General features: G+C 59.6%; 15 protein-coding genes and 1 other RNA gene. 6 read left to right on the top strand and 10 right to left on the bottom strand.

Going from position 1 to position 13,089, the window contains the following annotated elements:
• Positions 1–64: 64 nt before the first annotated feature.
• The 4 genes from I5L03_RS12620 (at position 65) to bfr (ending at position 3,453) form a co-directional block, all read left to right on the top strand.
• Complete coding sequence (locus I5L03_RS12620) at positions 65–1,189, top strand: SPOR domain-containing protein (protein ID WP_234035245.1); 1,125 nt, start codon at positions 65–67, stop codon at positions 1,187–1,189.
• A gap of 75 nt (positions 1,190–1,264) precedes the next feature.
• The gene (locus tag I5L03_RS12615; RefSeq protein WP_197922329.1) at positions 1,265–2,548 is read left to right on the top strand and encodes a DUF418 domain-containing protein; all 1,284 of its coding nucleotides are present in this window, start codon (positions 1,265–1,267) and stop codon (positions 2,546–2,548) included.
• A 75-nt stretch (positions 2,549–2,623) separates the two neighbouring features.
• Positions 2,624–2,815 carry a (2Fe-2S)-binding protein gene (locus I5L03_RS12610; RefSeq protein WP_197922327.1) on the top strand — a complete coding sequence of 64 codons (192 nt, stop codon included), beginning with the start codon at positions 2,624–2,626 and terminating at the stop codon, positions 2,813–2,815.
• Positions 2,816–2,961: 146 nt separating this feature from the next.
• A complete protein-coding gene (gene bfr / locus I5L03_RS12605) occupies positions 2,962–3,453 on the top strand; it encodes a bacterioferritin (protein ID WP_197922325.1) in 492 nt (163 codons plus the stop codon).
• Positions 3,454–3,485: 32 nt separating this feature from the next.
• Here bfr and I5L03_RS12600 read toward each other — a convergent pair whose 3' ends face one another.
• The 4 genes from I5L03_RS12600 to I5L03_RS12585 all read right to left on the bottom strand — a co-directional run bounded on the left by I5L03_RS12600 (position 3,486) and on the right by I5L03_RS12585 (position 6,865).
• A complete protein-coding gene (locus tag I5L03_RS12600) occupies positions 3,486–3,992 on the bottom strand; it encodes a DUF2721 domain-containing protein (protein WP_325100200.1) in 507 nt (168 codons plus the stop codon).
• On the bottom strand, positions 3,989–5,485 hold the full coding sequence (gene der / locus I5L03_RS12595; protein ID WP_197922323.1) for a ribosome biogenesis GTPase Der: 1,497 nt from the start codon (positions 5,483–5,485) through the stop codon (positions 3,989–3,991). Before der ends, I5L03_RS12600 begins: the two co-directional genes overlap by 4 nt.
• 58 nt (positions 5,486–5,543) lie before the next feature.
• Complete coding sequence (locus I5L03_RS12590; RefSeq protein WP_197922321.1) at positions 5,544–5,981, bottom strand: VOC family protein; 438 nt, start codon at positions 5,979–5,981, stop codon at positions 5,544–5,546.
• A gap of 113 nt (positions 5,982–6,094) precedes the next feature.
• The gene (locus I5L03_RS12585) at positions 6,095–6,865 is read right to left on the bottom strand and encodes a TorF family putative porin (protein WP_197922319.1); all 771 of its coding nucleotides are present in this window, start codon (positions 6,863–6,865) and stop codon (positions 6,095–6,097) included.
• 311 nt (positions 6,866–7,176) lie between these two features.
• On the opposite strand from I5L03_RS12585, the gene I5L03_RS12580 reads away from it, so the two are divergent.
• Positions 7,177–7,992, top strand: coding sequence for a metallophosphoesterase (locus I5L03_RS12580; RefSeq protein WP_197922317.1), 816 nt, complete (start codon positions 7,177–7,179; stop codon positions 7,990–7,992).
• Positions 7,993–8,033: 41 nt separating this feature from the next.
• Here I5L03_RS12580 and rnpB read toward each other — a convergent pair.
• From rnpB to I5L03_RS12550, 6 genes are all read right to left on the bottom strand, one after another.
• Positions 8,034–8,439: RNase P RNA component class A (gene rnpB / locus I5L03_RS12575), an RNA gene on the bottom strand.
• Between the two features lie 46 nt (positions 8,440–8,485).
• On the bottom strand, positions 8,486–8,800 hold the full coding sequence (locus I5L03_RS12570; RefSeq protein WP_197922315.1) for a P-II family nitrogen regulator: 315 nt from the start codon (positions 8,798–8,800) through the stop codon (positions 8,486–8,488).
• A gap of 27 nt (positions 8,801–8,827) precedes the next feature.
• Positions 8,828–9,835, bottom strand: a complete 1,008-nt coding sequence (locus I5L03_RS12565) for a sodium-dependent bicarbonate transport family permease (RefSeq protein WP_197922307.1) — start codon at positions 9,833–9,835, stop codon at positions 8,828–8,830.
• A gap of 14 nt (positions 9,836–9,849) precedes the next feature.
• A complete protein-coding gene (locus tag I5L03_RS12560; RefSeq protein ID WP_197922305.1) occupies positions 9,850–10,557 on the bottom strand; it encodes an N-acetylmuramoyl-L-alanine amidase in 708 nt (235 codons plus the stop codon).
• Positions 10,557–11,210, bottom strand: a complete 654-nt coding sequence (locus tag I5L03_RS12555) for a histidine phosphotransferase family protein (protein ID WP_197922303.1) — start codon at positions 11,208–11,210, stop codon at positions 10,557–10,559. The genes I5L03_RS12560 and I5L03_RS12555 overlap by 1 nt, the downstream gene beginning before the upstream one ends.
• A gap of 138 nt (positions 11,211–11,348) precedes the next feature.
• Complete coding sequence (locus tag I5L03_RS12550; RefSeq protein WP_234035244.1) at positions 11,349–12,041, bottom strand: Mov34/MPN/PAD-1 family protein; 693 nt, start codon at positions 12,039–12,041, stop codon at positions 11,349–11,351.
• A 66-nt stretch (positions 12,042–12,107) separates the two neighbouring features.
• Between I5L03_RS12550 and I5L03_RS12540 the strand changes: the two genes are divergently transcribed.
• Complete coding sequence (locus tag I5L03_RS12540; protein ID WP_197922300.1) at positions 12,108–13,061, top strand: RluA family pseudouridine synthase; 954 nt, start codon at positions 12,108–12,110, stop codon at positions 13,059–13,061.
• Positions 13,062–13,089: the final 28 nt, after the last annotated feature.

Here is a 13,089-nt window from a genome sequence, read left to right as displayed (position 1 = left end):
TTGCTAAAGGGGCGTTTACTATGGCAGTCTCCATTAACCGTATTTCCCACCGGAGATCGCCAAAATGTCGCTGAAGATTAAAGCATTTGGAATCGCAGCTGCCGCGCTCGCAATGCTTCCGCTTGCCGCACCTGCCGGGGCGCAGGTGCGTGAAGGTGTCGAGGCCTGGAGCAGGGGAGATTACGCGGCAGCCGTGGCGCAGTGGCAGGCTCCCGCTGAAGCGGGCGATGCGGACGCTTTGTTCAATCTCGCACAGGCTTACAGGCTGGGGCGCGGGGTTCCGCAGGATGAAGCGCGGGCAGAGGCTCTCTACGCCCAAGCTGCGCAGGCGGGCCATGTACAGGCGGCAGATACGTATGGATTGATGCTGTTTCAGGATGGGCGGCGCGAGGAAGCGTTGCCCTATGTCCAAGGTGCCGCCAGCCGCGGGGACCCGCGCGCGCAATATCTGCTCGGTATTGCGCACTTCAACGGCGATATCGTCAGTCGCGATTGGACGCGCGCCTATGCGCTGTTGACGCTGGCGAATGCAGCTGGCCTGCCTCAAGCGAGTAGCGCCATCACGCAGATGGACCAGCATATTCCCATCGATCAGCGCCAAGCAGCCGCCGGCTTGGCACGTCAGCTGGAAGCTGATGCGGAGCGAGCGCGGGCTGTGGAATTGGCAGCTGCTGATCTGGGAGCACAGGCTCCGGTCTCTCCGGCACCTCCACCATCGTCTGCAAGCCCACGCGTACCGCGTCCGATCCCGACAGTGGATGTGTCACCGTCGATTGCCGCTGCGCGCGATGCTGTAAGACAAGCGAGAGAGGCCACGGGCGCAGAAAGCCCCGCCGATGCAGGTGCAAGCTTCGCCAATAGCGAGCCGCGTTCTGCGCCTCCGCCGGCAAGGGTGGCTGACGCGCTTCGTCCTGCAGCGCCTGCACCAGAAATTGCGGCTCCTGCTCGCGATCTGACAAGCGGCCCTTGGCGCGTACAGCTCGGGGCATTCGGAGTGGCCGGAAATGCGCAGCGATTGTGGAATCGCCTTTCTTCGCGACCGGAAATTGCCGGTCGGGAGCGTCTGCTGATCTCGACAGGCCGTGTCACGCGTTTGCAGGCAGGGGGATATGCAACACGCGATGAAGCGCAAAGGGCGTGCAACTCGCTCCGCAGCGCAGGGGTGGACTGCCTCGTGCGCCGCGACTGAGGTCAGCTGGATTTCCCTGCTTCCCTAATCGTGATCCTCAGCTAAGAAGAACGGGGACGAGAATGGGGATCAGTGATGGGATTACAGCCTGAGGCCACGCCGGATGGCGAGCCAGCCGCGATTGCGCCAACAACGCAGGCGGAACGACTTTCAAGCCTCGATCTGATCCGTGGCATTGCCGTGCTTGGGATCCTTGCGGCCAATATCGTCTTCTTCGGGCAGCCGCAGATGGCCTATATGTGGCCCGATGGCTTCGTGACCGACGCGAACGATCCCGATCGCTGGATGTGGATTGCGCAATTCGTCCTGATCGATGGGAAGATGCGCGGCCTCTTCACCTTGTTGTTCGGTGTCGGCATCATCCTGTTCATGGAAAAGGCGTGGGAGCGCGGCGGCGATGAAATGCTGCTGGTCAGGCGCATGGCGGTCCTGCTGGTATTCGGCCTGTTCCATTACTTCTTCATCTGGCGCGGTGACATTCTGACACTCTACGCCATGGCCGGTATGGCCGGGCTGATTTTCCTGCGGATGAAAGGCAAGGGGCTGATCATCCTGGGCGTCCTTGCCTATGTAATCGGCGGATTGGTCTTTGCATTCCTTAATGCTGTCCCGCACCTGATGATGCAGATGGACACCGCAGGTAATCCGATGCTGGCCGATGCCGTGGCCGGAATGAATGCGGAGAAAGAGCGGATCCTCAGCGATGATGCGGCAGAGACCGTCATCCTCACAACCGGCAACTATCTCGACTTCGTCCGCCATAATTTTGCCGAGCACCTGACCGATCCCTTCAGCAATGGTATCTTCCTGCTGATTTTCGAGACAGTGCCGCTGATGCTGATCGGCATGGGCCTCTACAAGGTCGGCCTGTTTGAGGGGAAACTCAATCCGACCAAGACTGCCATCTGGGGCTGGATCGGCGTGATTTCAGGGAGTGTACTGACGCTGCTTATCGCGATTGCAGTGGCGCGTAATGGGATCGGCTTTTGGGAATCGATTGCCGCATTCATGGCCTATTCGATCCACCCGCGACTTCCGGTGGCAATCGGCTTGATGGCTTTGCTCGCGCTGTATGGCGCCAATGCCTCGGGCTGGCTGGCGGAGCGGCTTTCGGCGGCAGGCCGCGCTGCCTTTACCAATTACCTCGGCACATCGGTGCTGATGATGCTGATTTTCCACCCATGGGCGGGCGGGCTGTGGGGCGAGCTTTCGCGGCCTGAACTCTATCTGGTGGTCGCGCTGGGTTGGGCAGTTATGATTGCCTGGTCGAAGCCATGGCTGGAGAAATATCGCTACGGTCCGCTTGAATGGCTGTGGCGCTGCTTGACCTACGGCAAGAGGTTTCCACTGAAACGTTGAGAATAATTCTCATTAGCCTTGCTATTGCAATCGACTCGCATTAACTGTGGTGGCGAACACGGAGATTCGCTGCCCATGTACACCTGCATCTGTAATGCCATCCGCGAATGCGACCTGCGCCAGGCAGCGCGCCAGCATAATGGCAATGCGGAAAGCGTGTATGCAAAGCTTGGTAAAAAGCCCAATTGCGGCAACTGCCTTGAAGAAGCTGAAGATGTGATCCGTGAAGAGCGTGAAGCGCTGATCGATCCGGCCATCGCCGCCTGACTGGCCGGAGCGCCGCTAATCCTGCTACGCATTCTCAATAGCGCGGTTTTCCGCGCTTTTTTGTGTCTCAGACACTCGGTTTCGCTTGCCAAGAGTATGCGACAAGGGGTCTAAGTCCGCCCAAAGACACGCATATGGAGACACCCATGAAGGGCGACGAAAAGGTCATCGAATATCTCAATAAGGCGCTCACCAATGAGCTGACCGCGATCAACCAGTACTGGTTGCACTATCGCGTCCTAGAGGATTGGGGTGTGACCAAACTTGCTGCTTATGAGCGCAAGGAATCGATCGAGGAAATGGAACACGCCGATAAGCTGGCAGAGCGCGTCCTGTTCCTGAATGGCCTGCCAAATTTCCAGGCGATCCATAAGCTGAAGGTCGGCGAGACGGTTGAGGAAATCCTCAAGGCTGATCTCGCGCTGGAGCATGATGCCATCCCGCTGCTGCGTGATGCGATCGAGTATTGCGAAAGCGTGCGCGACTATGTCAGCCGCGACCTGTTTGCCTACATCCTCGACAATGAAGAAGACCATCTCGATTTCCTCGAAACGCAGTTCGACATGATCGAGCGAATGGGCCTTGAAAACTACGTCCAGCTGCAGAGCCAGGCCGCAGGCGAAGGCGAGAAGGGCTGAGCTAGATAATCGTCAGGACGCCGCTCCGAGATCTACTCGGAGTCGCCGTCCTCACGAGCCTTTATCTCACGGCTCAATTTGCGCCGCTCTTTAGCTGTCGATGTCGCGAGCCGTGTCTCGCGGAAAAACAGCAAAAGGGCCGCAGATAGCTGAGCCATCGTAGCGATCCAGAGGATGGCGACGAGCGTGCCGATGCGCGGTTGGATGAAGGCGCTGATAAACAGCAATGCAATGACTACGCAGATCGTCAGCGCGGCGGCCGTCGAAAGATTTACCGCGCGCTGGGCGAATTTCTGACGTTCTCGCAGGGCCGGCAATTCTTCCGCATCGCGCCCGGCCAACCCTTTCTCGCGCCGCCGATCGACGAATTCTATCCGGTCCACCAGCCAAATCAGCCGCGCATTCATGACATTGAGCATTGCGCCGATACCGGCGAGCAGGAAGACGGGCGCAAGGCTCAGTTGCACCATTTCCTGCACGCGCGCGGTGCTCGATGTCCGTTCGATCAAATCCCCGGTAATCGAGAGATACTCGATCACGACTTGGGCCCGCTGAACTTGCCCCCGCCGCCCTGATTGTCATCATAGGGGTTCTTTGGGCTTTTGAGCGACAGTCGCACCGGCACCGCGCCAAAGCCCAGCTGCTTGCGAATGCCGTTGAGAAGATATCGCTCGTAGCTGTTGGGCAGATCGAAAAGCCGCGAGCCGAAAATGACGAAGCGCGGCGGCCGTGTGCCGACCTGTGTGATGTAGCGCAGCTTGATCCGGCGGCCACCGGGCGCAGGCGGCGGATTGGCGCCGAGCGCATCGTCGAACCAGCGGTTGAGCGCAGATGTCGGCACGCGGCGGCTCCAATCATCGCGAAGCTTGAAAGCGGCGCCCAGCATGGTGTCGAGTCCCTTACCGGTCTTGGCCGACACAGCGAACAGCGGCACGCCGCGCAATTGCGACAGGCCTTCTTCCAGCGCGCTGCGGATACCATTGAACAGGGCAGACGGATCATCCGCCACATCCCATTTATTGATCGCGACCATCAACGCGCGGCCTTCCTCGATCACGCGGCTGGCGATCTTGAGATCCTGCACTTCGAGCCCGCGCGTCGCATCGAGCAGCAACACGACAACCTCGGCATAATCCACTGCGCGAAGGCCATCGGAAACGGAGAGCTTCTCCAGCTTCTCGACAACCTTGGCGCGTTTGCGCATTCCGGCGGTGTCGATCAGCTTGATGATGCGAGTCTGGCCGGTCTTGGGATCATCCCACTCCCAGTCGACTGCGATGGAATCGCGCGTGATGCCAGCCTCGGGCCCGGTCAGAAGGCGGTCTTCATCGAGCAGACGATTGATCAGCGTGCTCTTTCCGGCATTGGGACGACCGACGATGGCAAGGCTTAGCGGCGCTTTCGGATCGTGCTCTTCAAGCTCGAATTCTTCGCCCGCAGCGGCGGCAGCTTCAGCGCGTGCAGCAAGCTCGTCTGCGGCGATGGCTTTGGCTTGCTCGGCTTCGAGCTCAAGCTGTTCGGCCTTGTCGGCGATGAGCGGCACTAGCGCGGAGTAGAGATCGGCCACGCCCTCGCCGTGCTCCGCGCTGACGGGCACCGGATCGCCCAAGCCCAGCGAATAGCTTTCCAGAATGCCGCTTTCGCCAGCATTGCCTTCCGCTTTGTTCGCGACCAGCACTACAGGCACTTCCTGCTCGCGCAGCCAGCGGCCGATTTCTTCGTCCAGCGGGGTCAGTCCGGCGCGGCTGTCGATTACGAACAGCGCCGCATCGGCACCTTTCAGCGAAACCTGCGTCTGCACGCGCATGCGCCCGGGGAGCGAGGCATCGTCCTCATCTTCCCAACCGGCGGTATCGACCGCTTCGAATTCGAGGCCAAGCAGGCCTGCCTCACCCATGCGGCGATCACGCGTAACGCCCGGCTGATCGTCGACCAGCGCCAACCGCTTGCCAATCAGACGATTGAACAGCGTCGATTTACCGACATTGGGGCGGCCGATGATAACGACCTGGGGGAGCTTGCGTGCAGGCATGATAGGCCGTCAGGTGGCGTTCTTACAGGCGAAAGGCAAGCGATAGGTGATCCCTGACTTACCAGCTGCCGGTGTTCTTCATGCTCGCCCACGGCTCCTGCGGGTCGAGATAGCCATCCTGCAGCAGCTCAATACTGATGCCATCGGGCGTGCGGACAAAGGCCATATGCCCATCGCGCGGCGGCCTGTTGATGGTGACGCCTGCCGCCATCAGCCTCTGGCAGGTCTCATAGATATTCTCGACCCGGTAGGCGAGATGGCCGAAGTTGCGCCCTCCGCCATATTGCTCTGGCGCGCTGCCATCTTCGGGCGGCCAATTGTATGTGAGTTCGACTTCCGCGACGCCTTCCTGTCCGGGAGCGGCAAGAAAGATCAGCGTAAAGCGGCCCTTTTCATTCTCCATCCGCCGGACTTCATCAAGACCGATGATCTTGAAGAAATCGACAGTGGCGTCAGGATCGGCGACGCGGATCATGCTGTGGAGGTATTTGGTCATTGGGCTTCCCGTTGGCTTTGGCCGCGGCTGTAGCAGGGAAGGTCGGACAAGCGAAAGGGCCCACGCCATTGCCGGCACGGGCCCCCCGGTTCCTCGCGTTATGCAATAGTCGATTAGAAACTCGCTGAAAGTGTCAGCACCACAGAATCGTCCGTAAACGTCCCATCGGGATCGATCAGCACGTCCCCTTCAACGCCGACAAAAGCCGCGCTGACGGACACTACGGAGCCGAGCGCTGCTTCAACCCCGATCGCGTAGTCGAATGCCTCGCTATCCTGCGTAAAAGTCAGGAATCCGTCTGTGTAACCGGCGTGGGCAAAGACGGAAACCGGCGTGCCGGGAAGTCCGGCGCTCAGATCGGTGTAGATGTAGAAATTATCCGTGCCGCCAAGCGAATCCTGTTCCGGAGCGTAAGCAACGCCGAGCGTTGCTTCGACCGGGCCAAGCGCCGCGCCAACCGAGCCATAGACCTCGACATAGTCGAAATCGCCTGCCCCGGCATTCGGGTAAATATACATGATGATACCGACATCGGTGGAGATATTGCCGAATTCAGCGGCCCAGCCGCCGTAAATATCCAGCTCTGTATGGCCGTAGCCGACCGTGTCTTCGTCAATCGAAGAGGCCCAGGTGCCGATGTAAAAGCCTGCGGGCAGGCCGACATCGACGCCGCCTTGAATGGCTATATCGCCGTCGGAGAGGGAGACACCGCGGAATTTGTAATCGCTGGTGATTGCGACATTGGCAGAGATGTCTATGCCGGCACCATCGTCGTCCTCCACCTCCTCGGAAGGATTGACGACCTGTGCGAATACAGGGGTGGCCGTGGCGGCGCAAAGGGCGAAAACCGATGCGGCCGAAAAGCCGCGAATGGACGTAAGCATGGGCAATTCCTTTAAATTGCTGTTTTGAACAATGCTTCGTCCCACCTGCGCTTTGCCCGTCCGGCATCTTTATTGTGCCAGTTTGTGCAAAAGCGAAATCAACATGCAGGCAATTGGTGCATTGCACAAGGAAAATTGCACTCAGTGCTGCACCGCAAAATATCTGTGGCAATTACGCATCACTCTCGCCTATCTAAGAACCTGTGCAATGTCATTAAGGCAGCGCTCATTGGTCTGCTGTCAAGAAGGACTGATCGATCACCTGATTGCGTCCCTGTGCGTAATTCCTATGTGCAGCTAGCAGTTTGACCATGATCCAGTACGTTACAAACATGTTTGGCTCCAAGAAGGCGAAGAAGAGCCTGCCCCGCATTCCCGCCGGGCAGAGGGTCTATGCCGTGGGGGACATACATGGCCGCGCGGATCTGTTCGCCGCTTTGGCCGATGCGATCGATGCCGAAATTGCCGAATGCGATGCCGATGGCATTCAATGCCATATTATTCTGCTCGGCGATCTGGTCGATCGTGGGCCGGACAGTGCGGGGGTCATCGATCAGGCGAAGGCCTGGGGCAAGCGCCGCAGCGTGCGCACGCTGATCGGCAATCATGAGGAAATGTTCCTCGACGCATTCGAAAGCAAGGACGTGCTGCGCCACTTCCTGCGCCATGGCGGACGCGAAACACTGATGAGCTATGGCATTGACCGCAAGGCTTTTTCCAAGCTTTCGGTCTCCGAAATCCAGCAATTGATGGAAGAGGCGGTTCCGGCCAAACACCGCAAATTCCTGCGCAAATGCGAAGATATGGTGCAGTTTGGCGATTACCTGTTCGTTCACGCTGGCATTTCGCCGGGCGTGCCGCTCGATCAGCAGAAGACACGCGCGCTGCGCTGGATCAGGGAGCCGTTCCTGAGCCATACCGGCTCGCACGGTGTGGTGGTCGTCCACGGTCATACGATTACCGATGAGCCGGTGCAGACGGGCAATCGCATCGGCATCGATACCGGCGCCTATGCCAGCGGCCGTTTGACCGCGCTGGTGCTGGAAGATGATGGTCGCCGTTATCTGACCGCGCGTGAAACGAAGAAGGGCAATATCAAGGTCGATGGCGAAAAAGTGCCTGCCTGATAGCTCGCATGCGCGCCATTCAGCTCTAAAGGAAAATGTAAAGTGCCGGGGAGCCTGTAAGCCGGGTTCTGTCCTGCAACCGGTATCCGAAGGACCAGCGCTGCAGGGGCAGCCATTCATCTAGGCGGTGGATTGCTCCACGCGCTCCAGCAACCAACCCGGGTCTCTCGGAGCGAAACGCTCCTGCCAGCAAGTGGCGCGAGACCCCTATGCGGTCTTGCTCCGGGTGGGGTTTGCCATGACGGAGACCGTTACCGGCCCCCCGGTGCGCTTTTACCGCACCCTTTCACCCTTGCCTGTGCCCCGGACTAGGTCCGAAACCATCGGCGGTATACTCTCTGTGGCACTTTCCCTGTGGTTTCCCACGGCGGGCGTTACCCGCCACCCTTGTTTCGCGGAGCCCGGACTTTCCTCGAACCAAAGGCTCGCGGCTGCCCGGCTCCCCGGCCATGCCCAGATAGGTCGCACTTACAGCTTTGCCAAGCAGGCAGGGTCAGAAACGGTCGGCGCGAAGAACTTCCGCACGGGTGATGTAGATGATCCCGGAGTAGTCGACGAAGAAATCATCGGCGATTTGCTGGGCGATTTCGCGGGCATGATCGCCGTCAAGCATCACGAATTCGATCCGCACGATATCGAAGTCTCGAACGATGCTGGGTCGTTCATGCGTGCGGGTGAGGTGATGGCCTTTGCCGCTGCCTTCCACCACGGTGTAGCCCGTAGCGCCCGTTTCATCGAGCATGCGCGTGATCTGGCTCTGCAGCATTCGCTCTGCGATGATGGTGACGGTGGTTGCAGCAACACTCATGACAGGTTCCAGTGACTTGAACTGAGCCTAGGCCGGAAAGACAACTTCGGCCAAAGCGATGAAGAGCGGGATGCACACGGCAATTGCGATGGGTGTGCCAACGCTGGTGGAGGCGGCGATATAAGCGGAGGGATTGGCCGATGGTATGCCGGCGCGAAGTGTCGGCGGGCCGGAGATGTCTGAGTTGGACGCTGCGATGATCGACAGGATGATGACACCGCCCGGACTGAAACCCACAGTGATGTGCGCGATGTACCCGAGGCCGAATGCGATGAGGCCATGCACAATCGGCGCGAGCGCTGCATAGGCGGCGAACCATTGGGCCACCTGGCGAAGTTCGGACAGGCGGGACCATGCCTCCATCCCCATGATGAGCATCAGGATGGAGAGGAACCCGCGGAAAAGCAGCTCGTAAAAGCCTTCATAGAGCTCGACGGGCTGCACCACGAAGCCAATCAGCATGCCGAGCAGGAGCGCCGACAGGGCGGAGCTGCGCAGCGAGTCGACGATGATCTGCTTTGCGGTGAGCTGGTTTTGCTTGCTCCCAGACTTTCCCTTACCCGCCAGCTTTGCGAGCACGATTGCGAGAATCAGCGCGGGGATGTCCATGAATGGGTATAGGGCTGGCGCCCACGCTTCATATGTGATCTCGGCTTCATCAAGCGCCACCATCGCGGCCGCCAGTGTGGATGCACTCACTGCGCCGAAGAGGCCCGATGTAGCGAGTGCGTCTTCCCGCTTCACATTCGGCAACTTGCCCAGTGTGACCAGCCCCAGCAGCACCGCGACGCATCCGATGACAACAGCGAACACGGCTGGAAGCGCGAGCTGAGCCAGGTCGGCATTGCGGATTTCGATGCCGCCATTCAGGCCTACTTTCATGAGTAGCATGAAGATGATGAAGCGATACACCGCATCGGGGATCGCCAATTTGCTGCCGCATGCGGCAAGCAGCATGCCGCCGATCAGGAAAGCGAGGGTCGGCGATTGCAGCTGGTTGGCGAAGCTCGAAAGCAAAGATAGCAGCGCGTCCAAACCGATCGCTCCTTCTACCGGGCTAGGCCGCGGTCGCGATCAAGCAGAAGCTGGAAGAGGATCGCGCGGATTTCTCCGCAGATCTGCCCGTCAATCCGTTCAGGCCGCCACCGGCGCTGGAAGGCTTCGACTGCTTTGTAGCCATCGGTGATGTCGTACCCGAAGCGTTCAAGAGCGAGGTAGAAGCTCGCATCATTGTCGAACACATCGCCCTGTTCCAGCTTTTCAGGGCGCGGCAGGCAGAGCTTGTATTCGGCCAGGCGATCCCACGGGAACAGCTCACCCGGATCGATCTTGCGCGCAGGGGCGACATCGGAATGGCCGACCACATTGGCGCGCGGGATGTCGTGCGCCTTCACGATGCGGTGCAGCAGCGGTACGAGCGCATCGATCTGCGCATCGGCAAAGCCACGATAGCCCAGCGCGTGGCCGGGATGATCGAGCTCGATACCGATGCTGGCCGAGTTCACATCCTTATGCCCGCGCCAATAAGAGACGCCCGCATGCCAGGCGCGCTTTTCCTCCGGCACAAGGCGGACGACTTCGCCTTCTTCAGTGATGCAGTAGTGTGCGCTCACCTGCGCCTCAGGATCGCACATCCGCTCGATTGCGGTCTCGACCGGCTTCATCTCGGTATAGTGCAGCACCACCATCGAAATGGGCAGCGCCCGGTCATTGCAATTGGGCGACAGCTGCTCGCGGTGGACCAGCTCGTCAGGCATCAGCCGATCATCCCTTCGGGATCGGGTAGCACCGCACCCAACACCAGCGCTTCGCCGGTATTGGCATATTGCACACCGCCACCCTGCTCATCGCAGAGCAGCTTGATCATATGAGCGGGAGCTGTGCGGCCCGTGATCTGCGCAGCGTCGAGCTTGCCCGAGAGAGCCTGACCGATGGTATCGTCGAAGGCGACTTTGGGGCCTGAAGCGCGGATGGCGATCTCGGTAGCGCCGCCCTGCCGTTCCGCACCGACAGCCAGCGTGCCGCCGCGCACCAACGACTCAAGGCCCATGGCCGCGAGGTTGAGGAGCACCTTTACTGCCGGTTTGGATAGCGTCGCTTCAGACACCGCCCAATCGAAAGTCAGTCGCTCATTCTCGGCTGTCAGCGCTTCCAGCAGGTCGCGCGGCTCGTCCGAGGGGACTGCTTCGCCGAAACCGCCGGCCGCACCGTATGCAAGGCGGAAGAACTTGAGCTTGCTGGCAGAAGTCCGCGCGCTCTGCTCCAATAGCTCGAGACAACGCTGGCGCATCGCCGGATCGCTCTCATCCGCGAGCAATTCCAAGCCGTTATTGAGCGCGCCGACAGGGCTCAGCATGTCGTGGCAAAGGCGCGAACAAAGCAGGGCGGCAAGATCGGTGGAGGATGTCATGGCTGGGGTTGGCAATGCTCAAAAGGAGAGGGGGTGTGACAGGTGTGACAGTGTCCTAAACCAAAAATCCGGTGCATGCACCCGCCTTGATCGATGCGGGTGATTTCAAGGCTTTGGTGAAGGTCCATGGCGATGCGCTTAGCTGCTCGTCACAGTGTAGGGAAGCGGCAAAAACCCATCCGGCGTATCGCGCCACCACGTCGTCTCACCCGGAGCTACTATCGCCCAGATTTTGTCGTCGCCAGCGGCCATTTGCGCGTCAGTTTGCGAGGGATAGGCGGGGCCATGCGGGTGGGAGTGGTAGTAGCCGATGACCTGCGGGCCACCCTCACGCTCGGCGCGGTGGGCGTTGATAAGAACCTGCGGGTCGATCTCGAAATGCGTTGCGGGGGCGGAATGGACGTTTTTGGCCGGGATAAGGCCGGTGATTTGCGCGCCATGTCCGGTGAGGATGCCGCAGCATTCATTGGGGTGGGCGGTCCGGGCTTCGCGGATGAGGTGATTGTGAACTTCGTCAGAAACTACCACCGGTGGCCCTGAGCTTGTCGAAGGGCTGCTTTTGCTCTTTGCGTAACGCGATATCGCATCCCAGTCCCCACGGATCAGTGCCAACTTCTTGCGGCGTAACCAGCCTTTGATCTGCTTCTCGGCCTCCTTCGCCTCTTCTCGCGTTACAAATTCTTCAGACCAAACCAGTTTGACCGGCAGAAAATTCCGCGTGAAACCGGGGATTTGGCCGGTCTCGTGCTGCCATACACGGCGCTCGAGGTCGTCAGTATGTCCGGTGTAGAGTTTGCCCGCTCGGCAGTGGAGGATATAGGCCCAGAACATTGCTCTGCTCGAGTTAAGTGAAGTGCAGCCCTTCGACAAGCTCAGGGCAATCGGAGTCTAAGCCGCTTGAAACGACCCCAAACCCTTACCGGAATTATCCACACAGCCACGCGGCTGGACAAGGCGCTCGCTGAAGTCACCGATCTCTCCCGTGAGCGGATCAAGGCGTTGATTGCCGAGGGCAAGGTCGAGGTGGACGGTAGACCCGCCACCAGCCCCTCGGCTAAAGCTCAAGTTGACCAGAGCTTTTTGATCCACATTCCGCCCCCAAGCGATCCACAAGCTTTTCCACAGGACATACCGCTCAGCGTAGTGTTCGAAGATGAGCATCTGATTGTTGTCGACAAGTCGGCGGGCATGGTGGTGCATCCCGCTGCGGGTAATCCCGACGGGACGCTGGTGAACGCTTTGCTGCATCATTGCCGCGGCCAGCTTTCCGGTATTGGCGGGGTCGCGCGGCCGGGCATCGTCCATCGGATCGACAAGGATACCTCCGGCCTCCTCGTCGTCGCCAAAAGCGATGCCGCGCATGAGGGGTTGGCGAAACAGTTCGCCGATCATTCGCTGGAGCGGGCCTATTTAGCCCTCTGCGGCGGCCATCCTAATCCTTCCGCTGGGACGGTTTCCGGGCGGCTTGGCCGATCGGACAACAATCGCAAGAAAATGGCGGTGCTGCCGGACGATACGAAACGCGGAAAACACGCGGTCACGCACTACAAGACTGTGCAGCGACTGGACCATGCCGCGCTGATCGAATGTCGCCTCGAAACAGGGCGCACGCACCAGGTCCGGGTTCACCTTGCGTCAATCGGTCATGCGCTATTAGGGGACCCAACATATGGGCGCACGCCATCGCCGCTCCGCCAGACCCTGAAAGCTTTGAATTTTCAGCGGCAGGCGCTGCACGCAGCGACTCTGGGCTTCGATCATCCCGTCAACGGTAACCAATGCCGTTTTACCAGCGAAATACCGTATGACATGCGGGAACTGATCGACGAACTAGGTGGTTCTAATCGATGAATTGCACCCTATATTGGTTCCGTGCGTG

The organism is Aurantiacibacter sediminis (assembly GCF_016019885.1).
GTDB classification, from domain to species: domain Bacteria; phylum Pseudomonadota; class Alphaproteobacteria; order Sphingomonadales; family Sphingomonadaceae; genus Alteraurantiacibacter; species Alteraurantiacibacter sediminis.
Note: the sequence above shows the minus strand (reverse complement) of the source record. Positions and strands in the feature narration are given on the sequence as shown.

Bases quoted from the DNA above. Each gene is read 5' to 3' on its own strand.
- I5L03_RS12555 (WP_197922303.1), bottom strand. From the start codon at position 11,210: ATGACATCCTCCACCGATCTTGCCGCCCTGCTTTGTTCGCGCCTTTGC.
- I5L03_RS12590 (WP_197922321.1), bottom strand. From the start codon at position 5,981: ATGACCAAATACCTCCACAGCATGATCCGCGTCGCCGATCCTGACGCC.
- I5L03_RS12570 (WP_197922315.1), bottom strand. From the start codon at position 8,800: ATGAGTGTTGCTGCAACCACCGTCACCATCATCGCAGAGCGAATGCTG.
- I5L03_RS12560 (WP_197922305.1), bottom strand. From the start codon at position 10,557: ATGCCTGACGAGCTGGTCCACCGCGAGCAGCTGTCGCCCAATTGCAAT.
- I5L03_RS12585 (WP_197922319.1), bottom strand. From the start codon at position 6,865: ATGCTTACGTCCATTCGCGGCTTTTCGGCCGCATCGGTTTTCGCCCTT.
- I5L03_RS12610 (WP_197922327.1), top strand. From the start codon at position 2,624: ATGTACACCTGCATCTGTAATGCCATCCGCGAATGCGACCTGCGCCAG.
- bfr (WP_197922325.1), top strand. From the start codon at position 2,962: ATGAAGGGCGACGAAAAGGTCATCGAATATCTCAATAAGGCGCTCACC.
- I5L03_RS12615 (WP_197922329.1), top strand. From the start codon at position 1,265: ATGGGATTACAGCCTGAGGCCACGCCGGATGGCGAGCCAGCCGCGATT.
- der (WP_197922323.1), bottom strand. From the start codon at position 5,485: ATGCCTGCACGCAAGCTCCCCCAGGTCGTTATCATCGGCCGCCCCAAT.
- I5L03_RS12580 (WP_197922317.1), top strand. From the start codon at position 7,177: ATGATCCAGTACGTTACAAACATGTTTGGCTCCAAGAAGGCGAAGAAG.
- I5L03_RS12620 (WP_234035245.1), top strand. From the start codon at position 65: ATGTCGCTGAAGATTAAAGCATTTGGAATCGCAGCTGCCGCGCTCGCA.
- I5L03_RS12550 (WP_234035244.1), bottom strand. From the start codon at position 12,041: ATGTTCTGGGCCTATATCCTCCACTGCCGAGCGGGCAAACTCTACACC.